Origin of the sequence: uncultured Phycicoccus sp., assembly GCF_947495705.1 — a bacterium.
GTDB lineage: Bacteria > Actinomycetota > Actinomycetes > Actinomycetales > Dermatophilaceae > Phycicoccus.
The window spans coordinates 66,001-88,186 of record NZ_CANLZR010000002.1 but is presented as its reverse complement, the minus strand read 5'-3'; the positions used below and the strand labels follow the sequence as shown (position 1 = coordinate 88,186).

Sequence of the window (22,186 nt, the reverse complement as noted above, 5' to 3'; positions counted from 1 at the left end):
CCTTCGGCGGATGTGGTTCGATCACGGTTCTGGCAGCGTCGGATTGGTGATATCTCGCAGGGGGCGATGCACGCCCCACCACACCCCCACGTCGGGCCCGCGACGCGCCGCGGAGCGCGGTGCGTCCGCCGTCGAGTTCGCCCTCGTCCTGCCGGCGCTCATCCTCGTGCTCGGCGCGATCATCGACTTCGGCTTCGTGTTCTCCCAGCAGATCGCGATGAACACCGCCGCGCGGGACGCCTCGCGCTCCGGGGTCACCTCGAGCCTGTCCGGCTCGGGCACCACGTGCTCCGCCATCGCCACGAAGGCACGCGACGGCGCGGCGCTCGGCGGGATCGGGCTCAACAAGACCAACGTCGCCGTCACGGTCACCGGCCAGGGCGGCACCTGCACCCTGGCCGCCGGGTCCGGGAGCGCCGGCGGCGCCGCGACCAGCACCCCGTGCACCGGCTCCGGCGCGCCGTCGGCGACGAAGACGAACCTCTCCGTGACGCTCAGCTACGCGTCCAGCCCGCCGTTCCCGGTGCCGTTCATGGGCACGATGAACCTCACCACGAAGGGTGACTTCGAGTGCGAGTACACCTGAGCCGCCGCCCCCGCTCCACCCGTCGCGACGAGCGCGGCGGGGTCGCGATGGTGGTGGCCTTCCTCCTCGTGCCCTTCATGCTCGTGACCGCGTTCGTCCTCGACTACGGCATGGCGTACGCCCAGGCCCAGGCCTTCGCCTCCGGCTCGGACAGTGCTGCGCTGGCCATCGCGAAGGCCAAGCGCTCGCAGCTCACGGCGAACCCCGGGCTGTACGCCACCTGCCAGCAGCTGGCCCTGGCCGACGGCGGCCAGTCCCTGGCCATCGCCAAGAAGCAGGCCGACGCCAACGGCCCGTTCGGGCTCACGTCGGCGAGCAGCCAGTTCGACGTGAGCGTCAACCTCAAGTGTGTGGACAAGTTCGGCAACCTCAGCGCCACCGGGATGCTCCAGGCCGACGTCACCGTCAAGCGGCAGGTCCCGACGACCTTCGGTCAGCTCGCGGGCGTCTCGGCCATCACCGCGACCAAGTCCTCCGCGGCGGCCGTCGGGGCGGCCAAGAGCGTCAACGGCCTGTTCCCGCTCGCCATCTGCAACGTCACCGCGGACCTCATCATGGCCAACGCGGCCCTCGGTGCTCCGTACAAGACCGAGACGATCGAGGTCGACAAGGTCTGGAAGCCCGGATGTGACGTCAGCGGCAACGGCTCCGGCAACTGGGGCTGGATCGACTGCGGCGGCGGGGTCAGCGTGCCGGCTCTCGCGGACGCGATCACCAACGGGTGCGCCTCGCAGTTCACCCTCTCCGGGACCCCTCCGACGATCAACCTCGACGGGACCCCGGGTAACAAGATCAACTCGAACAACATCAAGACGGCCCTGGACGGGGTGCTGGGCGGGACCTACGCCTTCCCCGTGTACACGACGATCACCGGCAACGGGGCGAACACCGTGTACAAGGTCATCGGGTTCATCGAGCTGAAGATCATGGCCTACGACACCAACGGGAACATCGACGTCCAGTACGTCAGCTACAGCCCGGTCGGCCAGCTCAACACCTCGTGCGGGATCGGCGTCGCGAACTGCGCCAGCTACAACACCTGGGCGACGAGCCTCGTCAACTGACGGCGGCGACGCGGGTCAGCCGCGGAGCAGCTCCCAGTGCAGGGCCTCGACCGCCTTGCCGCCCGGCAGGACGTCGGCGGCGCTCTCGCGGCCCCAGATCTCGAACCCCAGCGCGTCCAGGACGCGGTTGCTGCCGGCGTTGTCCTCGGCGGTCGTCGCGACGAGGCGACGCAGCCCGAGCCCGCCGCCGGCGCTCGGGGTGAGGGCGTGGTCCACGACGAGGCGGCTCGCCGCCGTGGCCACGCCGCGGCGGCGGGCGCTGGGCAGCACCTGGTAGCCGAGCTCGGCAGTGTCGTCGTCCAGGGTCCCGGCCGTCACGAAGACGAGGACCTCGCCGAGCGCCCGGTCGGTGTCGGCGTCGGCGACGCACCAGCTGAGCATCGTCCCGACGGACATCTTCTCGCGCCGCGTCATGAGCCACTCGGGGAAGGTGTCGGCGTCCAGGACCCCCCGTGGCGGCATGTGGTGGGCGGGCTGGTCGCGCGGCTCGAGGGCGTCGACGTCGTCGTCGCGCCACGGCCGCAACCACAGCCCACCGCCGTCGTCGGTCCGCAGCGTCGGCGGGTCGACCCACGGGGTGTGGGCCTCCATGACGTCGGCGGCGGCGAGGCTCGCCTGCCAGGTGTCCAGGGCCGGCCCGCCCTCCGCGTCCGGGTGCGACCCCGGCAGCGTCCCGTGGTGGGTGAAGCCGCACGCCCACGCCACCCGCCAGGACGCGAAGTTGCCGCGGATCGCCCGCCAGTGCACCCGGGTGCCGCCGCCGTCGAACCACCGCTCGCAGATGAGCCGGAGCGCGCCGGCCATGAGCCCGCGGCCCCGCCCGTCGGGGTGCAGCCCGTAACCGACCTCGGCGACGTCGGGACTCCGCTGCGGGCGCAGGTCGATCGTGCCGAGGTAGCGCTGCCCGGGGTCGTCGGCGGCGGTCACGGCCCAGTACCGGACGCCGCCGGGGTCGTTCCAGGCGGCCTCGATGCCGGCGAGCCACTCGCGACCGTCCGACTCGCCGTACGGCCGGGGCACGGTGGTCCACCGGAGCGAGTCCGGGTCGGTGCTCTGCTCGACGATGCGCTCGAGGTCCTCCGGCCGGTGGGCGCGCAGCAGGACGTGCCCGTCGGTGAGCTGAGGGACGCCCTGGGGGAACGTCGGGTCGGTCATGGGCCCAGCCAACCACCGACCCCGCGTCGAGGGAACTCGCCGCGGCGGCCGAGCCGTTGACCGGACGATGCCACCACACGGTGGGTGGGCCCGCACCCGCTCGACTACCCTGGGCGGGTCCGGTGGTCGTGCGACCGCCAGCATCCGTCTGCCTGAGGAGACCTACTCGTGAAGATCGTCGAGAAGCTGCTGCGTGCCGGTGAGGGGCGCATTCTCAAGAAGCTCGACAACATCGCGGCTCAGGTCAACGCCATCGAGGACGACTTCGCGAAGCTCACCGACGCCGAGCTGCGCGCCGAGACGGACGTCTTCAAGAAGCGGCTCGCCGACGGCGAGACCCTCGACGACATCCTCCCGGAGGCCTTCGCGGCGGTCCGCGAGGCGAGCAAGCGGACCATCGGCAAGCGGCACTTCGACGTCCAGATCATGGGCGGGGCCGCCCTGCACCTCGGCAACGTCGCCGAGATGAAGACCGGTGAGGGCAAGACGCTCGTCGCGACCCTCCCCAGCTACCTCAACGCCCTCGCGGGCAAGGGCGTCCACGTCATCACGGTCAACGACTACCTCGCCGAGTACCAGTCCGAGCTCATGGGCCGGGTCCACCGCTTCCTCGGGCTCGAGACGGGCTGCATCCTCGCGTCGATGAACCCCGAGCAGCGCCGGGCCGAGTACGCCAAGGACATCACGTACGGCACGAACAACGAGTTCGGCTTCGACTATCTGCGCGACAACATGGCGTGGTCGACCGCGGAGCTCGTCCAGCGCGGCCACAACTTCTGCGTCGTCGACGAGGTCGACTCGATCCTCATCGACGAGGCCCGCACGCCGCTGATCATCTCCGGCCCGGCCGACGCCCCGGCGAAGTGGTACCAGGAGTTCGCCAAGATCGCCAAGCGCCTCGAGCGTGGCGAGCTCGAGTCCGGCCGCGGCGACTACGAGGTCGACGAGAAGAAGAAGACCGTCGGGGTGCTCGAGCGCGGCATCGACAAGGTCGAGGACCACCTCGGCATCGACAACCTCTACGAGTCGGCCAACACCCCGCTCATCGGCTACCTCAACAACGCGATCAAGGCCAAGGAGCTCTTCACCCGCGACAAGGACTACGTCGTCATGAACGGCGAGGTCCTCATCGTCGACGAGCACACCGGGCGCATGCTCGCCGGCCGCCGCTACAACGAGGGCATGCACCAGGCCATCGAGGCCAAGGAGGGGGTGGAGATCAAGAACGAGAACCAGACCCTCGCGACGATCACCCTCCAGAACTACTTCCGGATGTACGACAAGCTCTCGGGCATGACCGGCACGGCGATGACCGAGGCCGCCGAGCTCAACTCGATCTACGGCCTCGGCGTCGTGCCGATCCCGACGAACCGCCCGATGATCCGCAAGGACGAGGCCGACCTCGTGTACCGCACCGAGGAGGCGAAGTACGCGGCCGTCGTCGACGACATCGTGAAGCGCCACGAGAAGGGCCAGCCGGTGCTCGTCGGCACCGTGTCGGTCGAGAAGTCCGAGTACCTGTCCGAGCAGCTGCGCCGCCGCGGCATCCGGCACGAGGTCCTCAACGCCAAGCACCACGAGCGCGAGGCCGCGATCGTCGCCGACGCCGGGCGCAAGGGCGCGGTGACCGTCGCGACGAACATGGCCGGCCGCGGCACCGACATCATGCTCGGCGGCAACCCCGAGTTCCGGGCCGTCGCCACCCTCAAGGACCGGGGCCTGGACCCGCACGAGACGCCCGAGGAGTACGAGGCGGCCTGGGACGAGGCGCTCGCGAAGGCCGAGCAGGACGTCGCCGCCGAGCACGACGAGGTCACCGCTGCCGGCGGCCTGTACGTCCTCGGCACCGAACGGCACGAGTCCCGCCGCATCGACAACCAGCTGCGCGGCCGCTCCGGCCGCCAGGGGGACCCGGGCGAGTCGCGCTTCTACCTCTCGCTCCAGGACCACCTGATGCGGCTCTTCAACGCCGGCCTCGTCGACCGGGTCATGACGACCGCGAAGCTCGAGGACGACCAGCCCATCGAGTCCAAGATGGTCACCCGCTCCATCCAGTCGGCGCAGGCGCAGGTGGAGGCGCAGAACTTCGAGATCCGCAAGAACGTCCTCAAGTACGACGACGTCCTCAACCGTCAGCGCACCGTCATCTACGACGAGCGCCGCCGGGTGCTCGACGGCGAGGACCTGCACGAGCAGCTGCGGTTCTTCACCAACGACGTCATCGAGGGCTACATCGACTCCGAGACCGCCCAGGGCGTGCCGGAGGACTGGAACCTCGAGCGGCTGTGGGGTGCGCTGCGAGCGCTGTACCCGATCTCGCTCACCCCCGAGCAGCTCGAGGAGGCCGCCGGCGGCCGCAGCGGGCTGACCCCGGAGATCCTCAAGGAGGAGATCCTCTCGGACGCCCACCGCAGCTACGACGAGCGCGAGGCGGCGCTGGGGTCGGAGGTCATGCGGGAGGTCGAGCGGCGCGTCATGCTCTCGGTCCTGGACCGCAAGTGGCGCGAGCACCTCTACGAGATGGACTACCTCCAGGAGGGCATCGGGCTGCGGGCCATGGCCCAGCGCGACCCGCTCGTCGAGTACCAGCGTGAGGGCTTCCTCCTGTGGCAGACGATGAACGAGTCGGTCAAGGAGGAGTCCGTCGGGATGCTGTTCCACGTCGACGTCAAGGTCGACGAGCCCGCCGAGACGCCCACGGTCGAGCCGGTGCACGTGTCGCAGATGCTCGGGGCCATGTCCGGTGGGGCGCAGGCGACGGCCGACGCCCCCACCGGGCCGGTCGAGCCCGAGCCGGTGCCGGTCGGTGCCGGGGGCGGCGACGACGCGGCGCCGCACGTCGAGGTCTCCGGAGTCGGGGTGGGGCGTCCCCGCCGGGGCCGCCTGCACTACTCCGCGCCCACCGAGACCGGTGAGGTCGAGGTGCGCGACGAGTACGGCTCCGCCGAGACGGTGCTCACCGACGAGCAGCTGACGACGACCCCGAAGAACTCGCCCTGCCCGTGCGGCTCGGGCAAGAAGTTCAAGATGTGCCACGGCCGACGGTGAGCCGGCCCGGCGGGGTCAGCCGACCTGAAGGGCGCTGACCCGCCACTTGCCGTCCCGGCCGACGAGCCGGAGGGCGACGGCCCGGACCCGCGGGCCGTGCTGGACCACGACGCTCGCCTCGGCGACCCCGTCGGCGGGCTCGCACACCCGGACCCGGCGGACGGCCACCCGGTGCCGCACCTGGGGCCGGCGGCCCTCGATGCCGCGCCGCGCGACCCGCGCAGCCCGGCGGGCCAGGACCGCGTACACCTCGGGGGTGGTCCAGCGGACCACCTGCGGGGCGGGGCGCTGGCCCGACATGACCTCGAGCAGGGCGAGGGCCATCCGGCCGGCCCACTCGCGCGGGTCCGGCAGGTCGGTGCGCGGCGTGGGCTGCGGCCCGAAGACCTGCTCGTCGGAGCCGCAGGCGAGATCGACGGCGAGCGCGTCCTGGACGTACCCCGGCACCCGCGGGCTGTGGCCGCGGGCCCGCCGCAGCGCCTCGGCGAGCGGGACGGCCGGGGGGAGCGGGGCCGGACCGTGCGTCACGAGGCGCCGCCCGCCGCAGCCGGGGGCCGGAGCACCTGACCCGGCCGGATGAGGTCGGGGTCGGGGCCCACGACGTCGCGGTTGGCCGCGTACCAGCGGGGCCACTGCGCGGCGACCTCCGCGTCGGTCGCGCCCTCGCCCAGGTGACGGGCGGCGATGGCCCACAGCGAGTCGCCCCGGCGCACGACGACGCCGGCCTCGTCCTCGTCCTCGCCCGCGGGCCGGCCCGCGAGCACCCCCACGTCGGGTTGCGGCCGGACCCTGGGCGGCTCCGGGGTCCAGCCCGGGTCGGGGGCGGCGCACCATGACGGGTCGGGCAGCGCTGTGGCGACGCCGGCGTGCAGGGCGGCGAGGACCCGCTGGGGGGCCGCGTGCGCACCCCCGCCACCGACCCCGGCCCCCACGCCGAGCCCGAGGACGACGGCGACGGCGCGGCGGGCCAGCCGGGGGCTCAGCGCCGTGGACGCCGACCCGGCGGCGCGGCCGAGGGCCCCGGGGAGCAGCGACAGCGTCTCGAGGGCCACCCCGAGCAGCAGCCACCCGAGCCCGCCGACCCCGACCGCCGCCAGCGCGCCGGTCAGGGCCGTCGCCGGCGGGACCGGCGCCCCGGCCACGGCGTCGGCGGCGACGCCCAGGCCGACCCGCGCGAGCAGGAGGGCGGCACCGCCGGCCACGGCGACTCCCGCGAGCCCAGCCGCTACTGACATGGAGCGACGTTTGAGATCGTTTGCCGTCGTTTGCATGCGAATGACGTTAGGTGCCTCGGCGGGCCGTTGCAAGCGCTCGCGCGTAGCCTGTGGGCGCATGAGGTGGGAGGGGCTGTTCGCGGACCTCGAGGGGCAGCTCGACGCCGAGGCGCGGCGCGAGCTCGACAGCGAGGTGGCCGAGCGCACCCGTCGGGAGCGGGCGCTCGTCGACCTGCTCGCGCGGCTCGGCGCCGCGCGGGGGCAGCGGCTCGGGCTCGTCCTCGTCGGGGGCCGCAGCGTCGACGGGGTCCTGCGCGACCTCGGCGACGGCTGGCTGCTGCTCGGCGACCCGGCGCGCGAGACCCTCGTCCCGCTCGGGGCCGTGGCGGCGGCATCGGGCCTGGCCGGGCACGCGGAGGAGCCGCGCACGGCGCGCCGGTTCGGGCTCGGCTACGCGCTGCGGGCCCTCGCGCGGGACCGCGCCACCGTGGCGCTGGACCTCACCGGCGGCCCGCCCGTCGTCGGCACCGTCGACGTCGTGGGGGCCGACCACCTCGTCCTGGCCGAGCACCCCGACGGGGAGCCGCGACGGAAGGAGAACGTGCGCCGCCGGCTCACGGTCCCGTTCGCGGCCCTGCGAGCCGTGGAGTCGAGGCACTGAACGCCGCGGCGGTCCTCACGGTGCGGTGGGGGCGTCGGGGTCCTGCTGGTCGCCGCGGGTGGCGACGAAGTCGCGGGTCTGCGCGTACATCCGCTCGATGTAGCTCTCCAGCTCGCTGGTCTCGACCCGCCACTGCCCCCGGCCACCGACCTTGATCGCCGGCAGGTCGCCGCTGCGGACGAGGGCGTAGGCCTGGGCGGCCGAGACGTCGAGGATCTCGGACACCTCGGTGAGGGGGATGAAGCGTCGAGCCACCCCGCCAGTGTGCCACCCCGGCCGTCCGGGGCCGGGAAGGTTGTCCACAGGCCGTCGTCCTCGACGGGCGGGGCGGGCTCTCCTGCACGAGAATCGCGGCCATGACCGAACTACCGACCCCGTCGGCCGCTCGGCTGCGCGCCCCGTCGTGGCGGGACTCGCGACTGCTCGTGGGGGTCCTGCTCGTCGTCGCGTCGACCGTCCTCGGCGCGGTCGTCGTCCAGCGGGCGGACGACCGGGTGCCGGTCTACGCGGCGCGGGCGCACGTGAGCCCGGGGGAGCAGCTGACGAGCGAGGACCTCACCGTGGTCCAGGTGCAGCTGGGGGAGCAGGCCGCCCGCTACCTCGCGGCCGACCGGGCGCTCCCGGCGGGCACCTTCGCGCTGCGGGACCTCCCCGCGGGCGAGCTGGTACCGGCGGCGGGGGTCGGTCCGGCCGCGATGGTCGAGGTGCAGCAGGTCTCGCTGCTCGTCGACGCGACGTCCGCGGGGGCGCTGGAGCGCGGGTCGGTCGTCGACGTGTACGTCAACCGGCCCGCCGAGGGCGACGGCGTCGGCCGGGCCCGGTACGTCGGCCCGGAACGGGTCCTCGAACGGGTCTCGGTGGTCCGGGTGGCCGCCGAGGACTCGGTGCTCGGCGGGGCGGACCAGACCCGCGCGGTGCGGGTCATGGTGCCGCGGGAGTCCGTCCGCGATCTCGTCGCCGACGTCGACCTCGGCGCCCGCATCACCCTCGTGCCGGTGCCGGGCAGCCCGACGGGCGGGGCGGAGTCGTGACGACCGTCCTCACGGCCGTCACCCACCGGCACGAGACCGACCTCGTCGGGGCCATCGGGCAGGCCCCCGGGCTCACCCTCGTCCGCCGGTGCGCCGACCTCGCCGAGCTGCTGTCCACGGGTGCCGCGGGCGTCGCCCGGGTGGCGGTGGTCTCGCCCGACCTGCGGGGGCTCGACCGCGACGCCCTGCGGCACCTGGCCGGCCACGGCGTGCGGGTCGCCGGGTTCGTCGCGGCGGCCGACGAGGACGGCGAGCGGCGGCTGAGGCAGCTCGGTGTCGCGACGCTCCTGCGCCCCGGCGACGCCCCCGACGCGGTGGCCGCGGCCCTCGTCGGCCTCGCCGACGCGACGACCTCCCGGCCGCTCCCCGCCCCCGCCCCCGAGGACCCGGCCGGCGACGTGCGCCCCGCCGTCCCGGCTCCCGTCACCGTCGTCTGGGGGCCCGCCGGGGCCCCCGGCCGCAGCACGGTGGCCGTCGCGCTCGCCGCCACGCTCGCCGCGGCCGGGGTGCGCACCCTGCTCGTCGACCTCGACACCTGGGGCGCGTCGGTCGCCCAGCTCCTCGGCCTCGTCGACGAGGCCCCGGGCGTGGCGGCCGCGGCCCGCGCCTCCGAGCAGGGCGCCCTCGACGTCCCGGCGCTCGCCCGGCTGGCCCCCGAGGCGCTGCCCGGGCTGCGCGTGCTCACCGGGCTGCCGCGCGCCGACCGCTGGCCCGAGCTGCGCCCGGCCGCCGTCGAGGACGTGCTGCGGCTGGCCCGGTCGGTGGCCGACCACGTGGTCGTCGACGCCGGGTTCGCCATCGAGGACGACGAGGAGCTCAGCTACGACACCGCCGCCCCGCGACGCAACGCGGCCACCCTCGCCGCCCTCGAGGCCGCCGACCGGCTCGTCGTCGTCGGCGCCGCCGACCCCGTCTCGCTGCAGCGCCTCGTCCGCGCCGTCCAGGACGTCGCGCTCGTCCCGTCGCCACCCCCGCTCGTCGTCGTCAACAAGGTGCGGCCCGGGGTCGCCGGGCCCCGCCCGGAACGCTCCATCCGCGACGTCCTCGGCCGGTTCGCCGGGCTCGAGGACGTCCGGATGCTGCCGTGGGCGCCCGACGACTGCGACGCCGCGCTGCTCGCGGGGCGCGCGGTGCCGGAGGTCAGGCCGCGCTCGGCGCTCGCCACCGCGGTCACCGGGATCGCCGCCGAGGTCGACCCGCGCTGCGCCGCTGCGGCGGCCGGCTCCCGCCACGGCCGTCGGCCCCGGGCGCGGGTCTGACACGATAGGACCGTGGCAGACCGGCTCAGCGCGCTCGACTCCTCGTTCCTCCACCTCGAGGACGCGACGACACCCATGCACGTCGGGTCGGTCCTGCTCTTCGACGTGCCGCAGGGCGGCTTCGACTACGAGAGCCTCGTCGACCTCATCAGCGAGCGCATCGCCTACGTGCCGCGCTACCGGCAGCGGATCAAGACCGTCCCGGCCGGACTGGCGAACCCGGTGTGGGTCGACGACACCGCGTTCGACCTCAGCTACCACGTGCGGCGCAGCGCCCTGCCACGCCCGGGCTCGGACGAGCAGCTCGAGGAGCTCGTGGCGCGGATCCTGCCGCGGGCGCTCGACCGATCGCGACCGCTCTGGGAGGTGTACCTCGTCGAGGGGCTCGCCGATGATCGCTTCGCGATCATCACCAAGAGCCACCACAGCCTCGTCGACGGGGTGCACGGCGTCGACATCGCCAACGTGCTCGTCGACGGCAACCCCTCGGGGGCCGACGGCGTGCTGGCCACATGGCGGCCTCGCACCGAGCCCACCGCGGCCGAGCTGGTCGTCGGCGCGCTCGTCGACGCCGTCCGCACCCCGAGCCACCTCGTCGACTCGGTGCGCGGCGGCATCGAGGACGTCACCAAGACCATCGGCAAGGTGGCGTCGGTGGCCGGTGACGTCGTCTCGACCCTGGCTCGGTTCTCGGCCCGGCCGGCCCCGACCTCGCCGCTCAACGCCGATGTCGGGCGCGCCCGGCGCTACATCATGGTCGGAACCGACCTCGACGACTACCGCGCCATCCGCTCGCGGCTGGGCCAGGGCTCCTTCGCCGAGGAGGTCACCGTCAACGACGTCGTCCTCGCGACGGTGGCGGGGGCCTTCCGCTCGTGGCTGCTGACCCGCGGCGAGCCGGTGTACCCGGGGACCACCGTCCGGGCCCTCGTCCCGGTGTCGGTGCGCCCGGCCGAGACCGAGGAGCACTCACCGCCCGGCGCCGAGATCGTCGCGTGCTTCGTCGACCTGCCCGTGGGGGAGCCGAAGCCGTCGATGCGCCTGCACCAGATCGCGTTCTCGATGCGCCAGCAGACCGAGAGCGGCCGGCACCGGGCGGTCTCGGCGGAGGCGCTGGCCGGGGTCGGCGGGTTCGCGCCGCCCACGATGCACGCCCTCGGTGCCCGGCTCGGGGGCATGGTCTCGCGTCGGATGCACAACGTCGTCATCACCAACGTCCCCGGCCCGCAGACCCCCCGGTACGCGGACGGCGCCCAGATGGTCGCGACGTACCCGGTCACCCCGCTCGTGCCCGGCCAGGCCCTCTCGATCGGCCTCACCTCCTACGACGGCGGGGTCTACTACGGCCTGTACGCCGACCGCGACGCGATGCCCGACGCCGACGTCCTCGGCCGGGGCCTCGTGGACTCCCTCCAGGAGCTGCTCGACGCTCCGCGGGCCCGCACCAGCTGACCGTCCCGACCACCGAGGAGCACCGATGCCGCTGACCCGGGTCTACGTCCCGCTCACCGCCCCCGACCTGGAGGCGCTCCGTGACGGCACCGACCTCGGCCCGCCGCCCCTGGCCGCGCACGGGGTGACGGCCGCGCTCGGTCGCACGGGCGGGGTGACCGACGACGAGGAGCTGGAGCACCTCGCCTGGGTCGCGGCCACCGAGGAGGCCGACGCCCGACGCGCCGGCGACGCCCGGCGGGTCGTCGCCTCGGCGGACGTCGACGCCGGAGCGGTCGCGGTGCCGCCGCACGGGGACGTCCCGTCCCGCGTCGAGGTGACCGAGCCGATTGGGCGCACCCGGGTCGTGTCGTTCCACGTCGACGAGGAGCCGGGTGGCACGGGCACGGCCGACCTGCTCTGGTACGACGTCACCGAGCTCGGTGACGTCCTGGACCTCCTCTCTTCCTGACCCGGCGAGTTGCGCCCGGCTGACCGGGGGCGCGAGAGTGGGCAGCACTCCGACATCGTGACCCGAACGAGGTGCCCCATCCCATGGACGCAGTGACGCACGTCCCCAGCCCGACCAACGAGACCGTCCTCGACTACGCGCCCGGCAGTCCCGAACGCGCGTCGCTCGAGGTGGCGCTGGCCGAGCTCGGTTCCACCCAGCACGAGCTGCCGCACACGATCGGCGGTCGCCGGGTCATGGGCGGAGGCAAGCGCTTCGAGGTGCGTCAGCCGCACGCCCACCGCAAGGTCCTCGGCGTGTCCAAGGGCGCGACGAAGGCCGACGCGACGGCCGCGGTCGACGCCGCGACGGCCGCCGCGCCGGCGTGGCGCGACCTGTCCTTCGACGACCGGGCGGGGGTCATCCTCAAGGCCGCGGAGCTGCTGTCGGGCCCGTGGCGCTCCCGGCTCAACGCCGCGACGATGCTCGGCCAGAGCAAGACCGCCTACCAGGCCGAGATCGACGCCGCGTGCGAGCTCATCGACTTCTGGCGCTTCAACGTCCACTTCGCCCGCCAGATCCTCGAGGAGCAGCCGCCGGCCAACTCCAAGGGCATCTGGAACCGCAGCGACCACCGCTCGCTCGAGGGCTTCGTCTACGCGGTCACCCCGTTCAACTTCACGGCCATCGCCGGCAACCTGCCGACGGCTCCGGCGCTCATGGGCAACACCGTCGTGTGGAAGCCGTCGCCGTCCCAGCAGCTCGCGGCGCAGGTGACGATGGAGCTGCTCGAGGCGGCCGGGCTGCCCCCGGGCGTCATCAACCTCGTCACCGGCGACGGCATCGCCGTGTCCGACGTCGTCCTGGCCCACCCCGAGTTCGCCGGCCTGCACTTCACCGGGTCGACCCCGACGTTCCAGCACCTGTGGCGGACCATCGGCGAGAACCTCACCGGCTACCGGCACTACCCGCGGATCGTCGGCGAGACCGGCGGCAAGGACTTCATCCTCGCCCACCCCAGTGCCGACCCCGACGTCCTGCGCACCGCGATGATCCGCGGCGCGTTCGAGTACCAGGGCCAGAAGTGCTCCGCGGCGTCCCGCGCGTACGTGCCGCGCTCGCTGTGGAAGCAGATCAAGGGCGACCTCGTCGCGCTCACCGAGGGGCTGACCCAGGGCGACGTCACCGACCTGTCGAACTTCATGGGCGCCGTCATCGACGACCGGGCCTTCGCCAAGCACAAGGCCGCCATCGACCGGGCGCACGCGACGCCCCACCTCGATGTCGTCGCGGGGGGCACCTACGACGACACCGACGGCTGGTTCGTGCGGCCGACGATCGTCGAGAGCAGCGACCCGACCGACGAGATGCTCACGACCGAGTACTTCGGCCCGATCCTCACCGTCCACGTGTACCCGGACCGCCAGTACGACAAGGTCCTGGACCAGATGGAGTCGGTCGCCGCCTACGCGCTCACCGGTGCCGTCATCGCGCAGGACCGCGCGGTCATCGCCGACGCGACGCACCGGCTGCGCTTCGCGGCCGGCAACTTCTACGTCAACGACAAGCCCACCGGGGCCGTCGTGGGGCAGCAGCCGTTCGGCGGCGGCCGGGCGTCGGGCACCAACGACAAGGCGGGCTCCGCGGCCAACCTCATGCGCTGGACCTCGACCCGGTCGATCAAGGAGACCTTCGACCCGCCCACCGACCACCGCTACCCGCACATGGGCTGAGGCGCGCAGCGGGTCACCGGAGGCGCACGTCGTGGGCGAGCACGTCCAGCCGGTGCGTCGAGGCGCGCAGGGCCGCGACGACGGCGTCGCGGCGACGGCGGTGCCGGGCGAGGACGAGGTCGAGCTCGGCCTGCAGCGTCGCCGCCGTCTCGGCCCGGCGCCGGTCGGCGTCGAGGTCGGCCTCGCCGAGCACCCCGAGCGCCGGCACGACCCGGCCGTCGCGGACCTCGAGCCCGTGCGCCCGCGCCCGCTCGCCCACCCCGCGCGCCCGGGCCACGAGCTCGGCGAGGTCGGTGGCCTGGTCCTGGAGGACACGCGCGACCTCGGCCAGCTCGTCGGCCGCGGCTCCGGCGGCCACCCCCAGGGCAGCGCCCCGACGGCGGGTCCGCACCGAGCGGGGCCCCGGCCAGCCCTCGGCGAGGTCTGCGAACGCCCGCCGGACCGTCTCGCCGTGCACCGCGAGGCGCGTGCCGACCGCCCCCACCGCGGCCGCGCACGACGACAGCGAGCCGGGGTCGCCGGGGACGGGGGTCATCGCTCGACCTCCCCGGGGGAGGTCGGCACCGGGGTCGTCGGGTCGGCGAGCGGCGGCGCGGCTCCGGTGAGCGCGAGGCCGAGCTCGCCGGCGGCCTCGCCGAGGGCCCGCAGCGTGTCGGCGACCTGGTCGAGCCAGTCGTCGAGGACCCGCTGCGCGGCCGGCTCGCCCGTGACGGCCAGCGCGGCGAGGACGTCGTCCTCGCCCTCGGCCGCGACGTCGCGCAGCGCGGCGAGCCCGGCGCGGGCCTCCTGCGCGCGAGCGGGGTCCGGTCCGAGGGGCACGTGCCCACGGTAGCGGCGCACGGCAACGCCTCAGCGGGCTTTCCCACAGGCTGGAGCGGCGGGCCTAGGGTGGCGACGTGACCGCGACCACCGGCCCGCCGCCCCCGCCGCCCGAGGCCGGTGACGACGCGGTCCGGCTCGCCGCCGCGCTCGTCGAGGTCGACTCGGTCAACCCCGGCCTCGTCCCCGGGGCCCCGGGGGAGGGCGAGGTCGTCGCCCTGCTCAGCGCCCGACTGACGGCGGCGGGCTTCGCCACCTCGATCGTCACCCCGCCGGGCCGCCCCGACCGGCCCAGCCTCGTCGCGATCTCGCCCGGCGGCGGGGGCGGCCCCACCGTGGCCCTCACCGGTCACCTCGACACGGTCGGCACCGAGGGGATGGACGAGCCGTTCGCCGCCCGCATCGAGGGTGACCGGCTGCACGGCCGGGGGGCGTGCGACATGAAGGGTGGCGTGGCGGCACTCGTGGTCGCGGCCGAGCACCTGGCACGCCGGGCGGACCCGGTGCGGGTCGTCCTCGCGCTCGTCGCCGACGAGGAGGACCTGAGCCTCGGCACCGAGGCGGTGCTCGACGCCCTGCCGGGCCTGGGGGTCCGGCCCGACGTCGCGCTCGTCGCCGAGCCGACCTGGCTCGCCCGCACGACGTCGCTGCGCGGCTACGCCCTCGTTGAGGTCGTGCTGCGGGGGCGCGCGGCGCACTCGTCCCAGCCGGCCCAGGGCGTCAACGCCGTCGCCCACCTCGGCCGGCTGCTCGCGGCGGTCGAGGCGCGGGGGCGCGAGACGGCCGCCGGCGGGGGGTCACTGCTCGTCACCGTCGCCGGGGGAGGGGAGTCCCCCTTCGTCCTCGCGCAGCAGGCGCGGGCGGTGCTCGAGCGGCGCACGGTGCCCGGCGAGCGGGCCGCCGACGCCCTGGCCGAGGCGCAGGCGCTCGTCGACGGCCTGCGCCGCGACGACCCGGACGTCGACGCACGGCTCACCCTGCTCGTGGCGCGCGAGGCCTGGAGGCTCGACGTCGACGGCCCCGCGGCCGACCTGGCCGCCGCCCTCGAGCACGCCCTCGGGGACGCGTGCCCGGCCGACCCGTTCGCCGCCCCGTACTGGATGGAGGCGCCGCTCTGGCAGGCCGCGGGGGTCCCGGCGCTCGTCTGCGGACCGGCCGGCGGCGGCCTGCACGCGGCCGACGAGTGGGTCGACCTGCGGCAGGTCCGGGCGTTCACGGCCGCCGTCGTCGACGCGGTCACGGCGTGGGGCGCGGCGGCCCGTGCCCACTGACCCCCGCGGCCTGCGCGCCGACGCCCCGCTCCTGGACGCCTGGCTCCGGTTCCACGAGTCCGCCCCGACCCCGTTCACGATCCCCGGGCACAAGCACCGCACCGACCTCGTCGGGGACGTCGTCGCCGGCGACGTGCCGCTGTACGCCGGCCTCGACACGATGAGGCTGAGCGCCGGAGTGCTCGCCGACGCCGAGGCCCGGGCCGCCCGCGCCTGGGGGGTGGACCTGTGCCGCTTCTCCGTCGGCGGCTCCACCCACGGCAACCAGGCCCTCGCCCTGGCGGTGGGCCGCCCCGGGGACCGGGTGGTCGTCGCGAGGACCCTGCACCGCTCGATGCTGCTGGGCCTGGTGCTGGCCGGGCTCGAGCCGGTGTGGGTGCGCCCGCGGGTCGACCCCGCGGTGGGGCTGCCCGTCGGCGTCGTCGCCGACGACCTCGAGGCCACGCTCGCCGCCGCGCCCGATGCGGTCGCCGTGTTCGTCGGCGACCCGTCGTACGTCGGCACGGTCGGCGACGTCGGAGCGCTCGCGGCGGTGGCTCACGCCCGGGACGTCCCGCTCGTCGTCGACGCCGCCTGGGGTGCGCACCTGGGCTTCCACCCCGACCTGCCGCGCCACGCGCTGGACGCCGGCGCGGACGCCCTCGTGACGAGCGCGCACAAGACCCTGCCCGCCGTCTCGCAGGGGGCGCTCGTCCTCGCCCGGTCCGGGCGGATCGACCCGGCCCGCTTCGACGCCGCCGTCGAGGCCACCGCCACGACGAGCCCCAACGGCGCGATCCTGGCGAGCATCGACGCCGCGCGCGCGCTGCTCGAGCGGGACGGCCGCCGCCTGCTCGGCGATCTCGTCGCGACCGTCGCGGACGCCCGGCGACGCCTCGCGGCCGTCCCGGGCCTCGTCGTCCTCGACGGGGCGGGGGTGGACCCGACCCGGCTCGTCGTCGTCCTCGCCGGCACCGGGGCCGACGGCGTGGCCGTCGAGGCCGACCTGCTCGCCCGGGGCCGGCCCGTCGAGATGGCCGACCGCGACACGGTCGTCGCCATGGTCACGATGGCCGACACCCCCGAGACGGTCGGCGGGCTCGTCGCCGCCCTCGGCGCCGCCGTCGAGGAGCGCCGGGGTGCGCCCCGTCCGGTCGCGGGGTCCGGGGTGTGGGCGGTCGCCCCCGAGGTCGCCACAAGTCCGCGAGAGGCGTTCTTCGCCCCGCGGGAGACCGTGCCGTTCGCGGCCGCCGTCGGCCGGGTCGCCGCTGAGCTCGTGGCCCCGTACCCGCCGGGCGTGCCGGTGCTCGCCCCCGGGGAGGTCGTCACGGCGGCGACCCTGGCGGCACTGGAGGCGGCCCGGGCAGCGGGCAGCCGGATCGCGTACGCGGCCGACCCGACCCTGGCGACGCTCGACGTCGTCGCCCGCTGACCCGGCTGTCCCGTGGTCGAGACACCGCGGCGGGGCACCCGGCCGCACCGCGCCTGCCGGGGTGGATAGGCTCAGGAGGACGACACGAGGACGTGGCTCGCCGCCGACCGCGGTGCCACCCGACGAAGGAGTGCGACCGCACGATGTCGACCGCCCCGGCCACCGCCCGCGAGGACGTCCTCGCGCCGATCGCGACCGCGTTCGAGGAGCTGTCGCCGGACGGCTGGGGCCGCGACTTCGTCCAGCGGTACTTCCGCCACATCCCGCTCGACGACCTCACGTCGCGGACCCCCGACACCTTCGCGGGTGCCGCCCACACCCACCTGCGGCTCGCCGAGGAGCGGCCCCCGGGCACGGCCAACGTCCGCGTCTACAACCCGACGACCGAGGTCGACGGCTGGTCCAACCCGCGCACGATCATCCAGATCGTCACCGACGACATGCCCTTCCTCGTCGACTCCGTCACCGGGGCCCTGGTCCAGGCCGGCATCGACATCCACCTCATCATCCACCCCCAGCTCGTCGTGACCCGCGACGCGGTCGGCCTGCTCCAGAAGGTCGAGAACCGCGACATCTCCAAGGACTTCCGCCCCGGCGCGGTCGGCGAGCTGGCCGAGTCGTGGATGCTCCTGTCCATCGACCGCGAGGGTGACGAGGAGCGGCGTGCCGAGATCGAGCACACCGTGCGCTCGGTGCTCGAGGACGTCCGGCAGGCGGTCGAGGACTGGCCGAAGATGCGCAGCCGGTGCCTCGTGCTGGCCGCCGAGCTCGAGGGCAGCCCGCCGCGGGGGGTCGACCCCGGCGAGGTGACCCTCGCCACGACCTTCCTGCGATGGATGGCCGACAACCACTTCACCTTCCTCGGCTACCGCGACTACACCCTGGGGCGTTCGGACGAGGGCGAGTTCATCGCCCCGGTCATCGGCTCCGGCCTCGGGCTGCTGCGGGCCGACCCCGAGCAGGACAAGGACCCCGACGTCCTCACCCCGCAGGCGGCCGAGATCGCGCACTCCCCGAACCTGCTCGTCCTCACGAAGGCCAACTCGAAGTCCACCGTGCACCGCGTCACCCACCTCGACTACGTCGGGGTCAAGAGCCACGACGCCGACGGCAACGTCGTCGGGGAGCACCGCTTCCTCGGCCTCTACGCCTCGACGGCCTACACCGAGTCGGTGCTGCGGGTGCCGCTCGTCGCCGAGAAGGTCAGCGCCGTCCTCGACCGCTCGGGCCTCGCCCCCGACAGCCACACCGGCAAGGACCTGCTCGAGGTGCTCGAGTCCTACCCGCGCGACGAGCTGTTCCAGGCGAGCATCGACCAGCTCTACGAGACCGCGCTCGCCGTCACCCAGCTCCAGGAGCGGCGTCGCACGAAGCTCTTCATCCGGGAGGACGACTTCGGTCGCTTCGCCTCGTGCCTGGTCTTCATCCCCCGGGACCGGTACAACACCGCCGTCCGGACCCGGATGGCCGACATCCTCAAGGAGACCTTCGGCGGCAAAGAGGTGGAGTTCGCGGCCCGGGTCAGCGAGTCCGCCCTCGCGCGCCTGCAGTTCGTCGTCCGGGTGCCCCGCGGCCGCCGGGTGCGCACCCTCGACCGGAGCGAGGTCGAGGCGCTCGAGAAGCGGCTCGTCGAGACGAGCCGCACGTGGACCGACCGGCTCGGCGACGCCCTGACCAGCGCGTACGGCGAGGAACGAGGCGACCGGCTCATGGACCGGTTCGGCCGGGCCTTCCCCACGGCCTACGAGGAGCGCTTCAGCGTCGTCCAGGGCGTGGCCGACATCAGCCACCTCGACCGGCTCGGCGACGGCCAGGGCACGAGCGTCGCGCTGTACCGGCCGCTCGAGGCCCCCGACGACATCCGCCGCTTCAAGCTGTTCCGGGTCGACCCGCTCTCGCTCACCGACATCCTGCCGATCTTCTCGCACATGGGCGTCGAGGTCGTCGACGAGCAGCCGTTCGAGATCGCGGGGGTCGACGGCGACGCGCTGCACGTCTACGACTTCGGGCTCCGGGTCCCGGACGTCGCGATCTGGGAGGACTGCCCGCACGAGCAGCTCCGCGAGCTGTTCGAGGGCGCGGTGTCGGCGGTGTGGGACGGCCGGGCCGAGTCCGACGGCTTCAACCGGCTCGTCCTCGGCGCCCGGCTCCGGTGGCGGCAGGTGGTCATCCTCCGCACGGTCGCCAAGTACCTGCGCCAGACCCGGGCCACGTACTCGCAGGACTACCTCGAGGACGCCCTCGTCACACATCCCGACATCGCCCGGGGGCTCGTCGAGGTGTGGGAGGCGCGCTTCGACGCCGACCGCTTCGGCCCCGACGAGACCGGCCCGCGGGCCGAGGCCGAGGAGGCCGCCGCCGGGCGGGTGCTCGAGGCCCTCGACGAGGTGTCGAGCCTCGACCACGACCGCATCATCCGGGCCTTCCTGGGCGTCGTGCGGGCCGGGCTGCGCACGAACTTCTACCAGCAGGGCCGCGACGGGGCCGAGCACCTGCCGTACGTCTCGCTCAAGCTCGACCCGCGCAAGGTCCCCGACCTGCCGGCGCCCCGGCCGCAGTACGAGGTCTTCGTCTACAGCCCGCGCGTCGAGGGCGTGCACCTGCGTTTCGGGCCGGTCGCCCGCGGCGGGCTCCGCTGGTCGGACCGTCGCGAGGACTTCCGCACCGAGGTGCTGGGCCTCGTCAAGGCGCAGATGGTCAAGAACGCCGTCATCGTGCCCACCGGCTCCAAGGGCGGCTTCTACGCCAAGCAGCTGCCCGACCCGGCGGTCGACCGCGAGGCCTGGTTCGAGGAGGGCAAGGCCGCGTACCGCACCTTCATCTCCGGGCTGCTCGACATCACCGACAACCGGGTGTCCGGCGACATCGTCGCGCCCGAGCGGGTCGTGCGCCACGACGGGGACGACCCCTACCTCGTCGTCGCCGCCGACAAGGGCACCGCCACCTTCTCGGACATCGCCAACGGGGTCGCGCAGTCCTACGGGTTCTGGCTCGACGACGCGTTCGCCTCCGGCGGCTCCGCGGGCTACGACCACAAGGCGATGGGCATCACCGCCCGCGGCGCCTGGGAGTCGGTCAAGCGCCACTTCCGCGAGATGGGCGTGGACACCCAGAGCCAGGACTTCACCGTCGTCGGGGTCGGCGACATGAGCGGCGACGTGTTCGGCAACGGGATGCTCCTGTCCGAGCACATCCGGCTCGTCGCGGCCTTCGACCACCGGCACGTCTTCGTCGACCCCTCGCCCGACGCGGCGACGTCGTACGCCGAGCGCCGGCGGCTGTTCGACCTGCCGCGCTCCTCGTGGGACGACTACGAGCGGTCGCTCATCAGCAAGGGCGGCGGGGTGTTCCCGCGGACCCTGAAGTCGGTGGCCATCACGCCGCAGATGCGCGAGGCCCTCGGGATCCCCGCGGGGGTCGAGAAGATGACGCCGTCCGAGCTGATCCACGCGATCCTGCTCGCGCCGGTCGACCTGTTGTGGAACGGCGGCATCGGCACCTACGTCAAGGCTTCCTCCGAGGACGACCTCGCCATCGGGGACCGCGCGAACGACCCGATCCGGGTCGACGGCAACGAGCTGCGCGTCCGGGTCGTGGGGGAGGGCGGCAACCTCGGTCTGTCCCAGCTGGGCCGGATCGAGGCCGCGTTCCACGGCGTCCGGGTCAACACCGACGCCATCGACAACTCGGCCGGCGTCGACACCTCCGACCACGAGGTGAACATCAAGATCCTCCTCGGCGAGGTCGTCCGCTCCGGCGACCTCACCCTGGAGCAACGCAACGAGCTGCTCGCGTCGATGACCGACGACGTGGCCGACCACGTGCTGCGCGACAACTACGAGCAGAACGTCCTCCTCGGCAACGCCCGGGCGCAGGAGCACACGATGGTCACGGTCCACGAGCGCTTCATGCATTGGCTCGAGGAGCGCGGTCTGCTCGACCGCGCGCTGGAGTTCCTGCCCTCGGACGCCGAGCTAGAGAAGCGCCACAAGGCCGGTCTCGGGCTGAAGAGCCCCGAGTTCTCGGTGCTCGTGGCGTACGCGAAGCTGGCGCTCAAGGAGGACGTGCTGGCCAGCTCGATCCCCGACGACCCGTACTTCGAGGCGACCCTGGCCGAGTACTTCCCCGGCCCGATCCAGGAGCGGTACGCCGACCAGCTGGCCGGCCACCCGCTGCGCCGCGAGATCATCACGAACTCGCTCGTCAACTCGATGATCAACCGCGGCGGCATCACCTTCGCCTTCCGCGCCCAGTCCGAGGCCGGCGCCAGCGCCGAGCAGATCACCCGGGCCTTCGTCGTCGCGCGGGAGGTGTTCGATCTCGCCGACTACGTGCGCCGGGTCGAGGCGCTCGACAACGTCGTCCCGACGGCCGCGCAGACCGCGCTCTACCTGGAGTTCCGGCGGCTCCTGGACCGGTCGGTGCGGTGGATCCTCACCTCGCGCCCGTCGGTGCTCGACATCTCGGCCGAGGTCGAGCGCTTCGCCTCCGTGGTCCGCGAGCTGGCGCCGACGGTGCAGGAGCTGCTGCGCGGCGACGAGCAGCAGCGGCTGGAGCAGCGTGCGGCCGAGCTGGAGGAGACCGGGGTGCCCGAGGACCTCGCCCTGTGGGCGGCCTCGCTGCTCGACCAGTACTCGCTCCTCGACATCATCGACATCGCCACCGACACCGGCCGGGACCCGCGGGAGGTCGCGCCGCTGTACTACCTCGTCTCGGAGCGGTTCGGCATCGACACGATGCTCAGCAAGGTGACCCGCCTGCCGCGGGAGGACCCGTGGGACGCGCTGGCCCGGGGCGCGCTGCGCGACGACCTGTACGCCGTGCTCGAGTCCCTGACCCGGTCGGTCATCGAGACCTCGGGGGCGGCCGACGTCGCCACGGACGACCCCAACGCGCAGTACGAGGCGTGGGCGGACGCGAACGAGGACTCGATCACCCGGGCGCGCTCGGCGCTGGCCGGGATCAAGCGGCTCGACGCGCCGAACATCGCGGCGCTGTCGGTCGCGCTGCGCACCCTGCGCTCGGTGGTGCGGGTCGGCGCCTCGTCCTGAC

The 22,186-nt window shown here is 74.1% G+C and carries 18 protein-coding genes; 12 read left to right on the top strand and 6 right to left on the bottom strand.

What is annotated here, in order from left to right; all coding sequences use genetic code 11:
- Nucleotides 1-46 precede the first annotated feature (46 nt).
- Together Q0963_RS03745 and Q0963_RS03740 are read left to right on the top strand one after the other, a co-directional pair.
- On the top strand, nucleotides 47-586 hold the full coding sequence (locus tag Q0963_RS03745) for a TadE/TadG family type IV pilus assembly protein (protein ID WP_299442738.1): 540 nt from the start codon (nucleotides 47-49) through the stop codon (nucleotides 584-586).
- Nucleotides 571-1,650, top strand: coding sequence for a TadE/TadG family type IV pilus assembly protein (locus tag Q0963_RS03740; protein ID WP_299442735.1), 1,080 nt, complete (start codon nucleotides 571-573; stop codon nucleotides 1,648-1,650). Before Q0963_RS03745 ends, Q0963_RS03740 begins: the two co-directional genes overlap by 16 nt.
- A gap of 15 nt (nucleotides 1,651-1,665) precedes the next feature.
- Here Q0963_RS03740 and Q0963_RS03735 read toward each other — a convergent pair whose 3' ends face one another.
- Entirely contained in the window at nucleotides 1,666-2,805 is a 1,140-nt protein-coding gene (locus Q0963_RS03735) for a GNAT family N-acetyltransferase (RefSeq protein WP_299442732.1), read from the bottom strand.
- 168 nt (nucleotides 2,806-2,973) lie between these two features.
- On the opposite strand from Q0963_RS03735, the gene secA reads away from it, so the two are divergent.
- Nucleotides 2,974-5,853 (top strand): preprotein translocase subunit SecA, encoded by a 2,880-nt coding sequence (gene secA / locus Q0963_RS03730; RefSeq protein WP_299442729.1) that lies wholly within the window; start codon nucleotides 2,974-2,976, stop codon nucleotides 5,851-5,853.
- A 15-nt stretch (nucleotides 5,854-5,868) separates the two neighbouring features.
- Here secA and Q0963_RS03725 read toward each other — a convergent pair whose 3' ends face one another.
- Both Q0963_RS03725 and Q0963_RS03720 read right to left on the bottom strand, forming a co-directional pair.
- The gene (locus Q0963_RS03725; RefSeq protein WP_299442726.1) at nucleotides 5,869-6,381 is read right to left on the bottom strand and encodes an Rv3235 family protein; all 513 of its coding nucleotides are present in this window, start codon (nucleotides 6,379-6,381) and stop codon (nucleotides 5,869-5,871) included.
- Nucleotides 6,378-7,088, bottom strand: coding sequence for a LysM peptidoglycan-binding domain-containing protein (locus Q0963_RS03720; protein WP_299442723.1), 711 nt, complete (start codon nucleotides 7,086-7,088; stop codon nucleotides 6,378-6,380). The genes Q0963_RS03725 and Q0963_RS03720 overlap by 4 nt, the downstream gene beginning before the upstream one ends.
- Nucleotides 7,089-7,185: 97 nt before the next feature.
- Between Q0963_RS03720 and Q0963_RS03715 the strand changes: the two genes are divergently transcribed.
- The gene (locus Q0963_RS03715; protein WP_299442720.1) at nucleotides 7,186-7,728 is read left to right on the top strand and encodes a hypothetical protein; all 543 of its coding nucleotides are present in this window, start codon (nucleotides 7,186-7,188) and stop codon (nucleotides 7,726-7,728) included.
- A gap of 15 nt (nucleotides 7,729-7,743) precedes the next feature.
- Here Q0963_RS03715 and Q0963_RS03710 read toward each other — a convergent pair whose 3' ends face one another.
- A complete protein-coding gene (locus Q0963_RS03710) occupies nucleotides 7,744-7,983 on the bottom strand; it encodes a helix-turn-helix domain-containing protein (RefSeq protein ID WP_299442717.1) in 240 nt (79 codons plus the stop codon).
- Between the two features lie 101 nt (nucleotides 7,984-8,084).
- Between Q0963_RS03710 and Q0963_RS03705 the strand changes: the two genes are divergently transcribed.
- The 5 genes from Q0963_RS03705 (at nucleotide 8,085) to pruA (ending at nucleotide 13,633) form a co-directional block, all read left to right on the top strand.
- Nucleotides 8,085-8,759, top strand: a complete 675-nt coding sequence (locus Q0963_RS03705; RefSeq protein ID WP_299442714.1) for an SAF domain-containing protein — start codon at nucleotides 8,085-8,087, stop codon at nucleotides 8,757-8,759.
- Nucleotides 8,756-10,018 (top strand): P-loop NTPase, encoded by a 1,263-nt coding sequence (locus Q0963_RS03700; protein ID WP_299442711.1) that lies wholly within the window; start codon nucleotides 8,756-8,758, stop codon nucleotides 10,016-10,018. The genes Q0963_RS03705 and Q0963_RS03700 overlap by 4 nt, the downstream gene beginning before the upstream one ends.
- A 12-nt stretch (nucleotides 10,019-10,030) precedes the next feature.
- Nucleotides 10,031-11,470, top strand: coding sequence for a wax ester/triacylglycerol synthase family O-acyltransferase (locus tag Q0963_RS03695; protein ID WP_299442708.1), 1,440 nt, complete (start codon nucleotides 10,031-10,033; stop codon nucleotides 11,468-11,470).
- A 25-nt stretch (nucleotides 11,471-11,495) separates the two neighbouring features.
- Nucleotides 11,496-11,921 carry a DUF6912 family protein gene (locus Q0963_RS03690; protein ID WP_299442705.1) on the top strand — a complete coding sequence of 142 codons (426 nt, stop codon included), beginning with the start codon at nucleotides 11,496-11,498 and terminating at the stop codon, nucleotides 11,919-11,921.
- Between the two features lie 83 nt (nucleotides 11,922-12,004).
- Entirely contained in the window at nucleotides 12,005-13,633 is a 1,629-nt protein-coding gene (gene pruA / locus Q0963_RS03685) for an L-glutamate gamma-semialdehyde dehydrogenase (protein WP_299442702.1), read from the top strand.
- A gap of 13 nt (nucleotides 13,634-13,646) precedes the next feature.
- On the opposite strand, the gene Q0963_RS03680 is transcribed toward pruA, so the two are convergent.
- Together Q0963_RS03680 and Q0963_RS03675 are read right to left on the bottom strand one after the other, a co-directional pair.
- Complete coding sequence (locus tag Q0963_RS03680) at nucleotides 13,647-14,168, bottom strand: hypothetical protein (protein WP_299442700.1); 522 nt, start codon at nucleotides 14,166-14,168, stop codon at nucleotides 13,647-13,649.
- Nucleotides 14,165-14,452, bottom strand: coding sequence for a hypothetical protein (locus tag Q0963_RS03675; protein ID WP_299442697.1), 288 nt, complete (start codon nucleotides 14,450-14,452; stop codon nucleotides 14,165-14,167). The genes Q0963_RS03680 and Q0963_RS03675 overlap by 4 nt, the downstream gene beginning before the upstream one ends.
- A gap of 77 nt (nucleotides 14,453-14,529) precedes the next feature.
- On the opposite strand from Q0963_RS03675, the gene Q0963_RS03670 reads away from it, so the two are divergent.
- From Q0963_RS03670 to Q0963_RS03660, 3 genes are all read left to right on the top strand, one after another.
- Nucleotides 14,530-15,723, top strand: a complete 1,194-nt coding sequence (locus tag Q0963_RS03670) for a M20/M25/M40 family metallo-hydrolase (protein ID WP_299442694.1) — start codon at nucleotides 14,530-14,532, stop codon at nucleotides 15,721-15,723.
- Nucleotides 15,713-17,134 carry an aminotransferase class I/II-fold pyridoxal phosphate-dependent enzyme gene (locus Q0963_RS03665; RefSeq protein ID WP_299442691.1) on the top strand — a complete coding sequence of 474 codons (1,422 nt, stop codon included), beginning with the start codon at nucleotides 15,713-15,715 and terminating at the stop codon, nucleotides 17,132-17,134. Before Q0963_RS03670 ends, Q0963_RS03665 begins: the two co-directional genes overlap by 11 nt.
- Nucleotides 17,135-17,277: 143 nt before the next feature.
- Nucleotides 17,278-22,185, top strand: coding sequence for an NAD-glutamate dehydrogenase (locus tag Q0963_RS03660; protein WP_299442688.1), 4,908 nt, complete (start codon nucleotides 17,278-17,280; stop codon nucleotides 22,183-22,185).
- The last annotated feature ends 1 nt before the right edge of the window (nucleotide 22,186 follow it).

Excerpts from the sequence above, each read along its gene's own strand:
- Q0963_RS03735 (WP_299442732.1), bottom strand. The coding sequence starts at position 2,805 with ATGACCGACCCGACGTTCCCCCAGGGCGTCCCTCAGCTCACCGACGGG.
- Q0963_RS03720 (WP_299442723.1), bottom strand. The coding sequence starts at position 7,088 with ATGTCAGTAGCGGCTGGGCTCGCGGGAGTCGCCGTGGCCGGCGGTGCC.
- Q0963_RS03715 (WP_299442720.1), top strand. The coding sequence starts at position 7,186 with ATGAGGTGGGAGGGGCTGTTCGCGGACCTCGAGGGGCAGCTCGACGCC.
- Q0963_RS03705 (WP_299442714.1), top strand. The coding sequence starts at position 8,085 with ATGACCGAACTACCGACCCCGTCGGCCGCTCGGCTGCGCGCCCCGTCG.
- Q0963_RS03690 (WP_299442705.1), top strand. The coding sequence starts at position 11,496 with ATGCCGCTGACCCGGGTCTACGTCCCGCTCACCGCCCCCGACCTGGAG.
- pruA (WP_299442702.1), top strand. The coding sequence starts at position 12,005 with ATGGACGCAGTGACGCACGTCCCCAGCCCGACCAACGAGACCGTCCTC.
- Q0963_RS03680 (WP_299442700.1), bottom strand. The coding sequence starts at position 14,168 with ATGACCCCCGTCCCCGGCGACCCCGGCTCGCTGTCGTCGTGCGCGGCC.
- Q0963_RS03660 (WP_299442688.1), top strand. The coding sequence starts at position 17,278 with ATGTCGACCGCCCCGGCCACCGCCCGCGAGGACGTCCTCGCGCCGATC.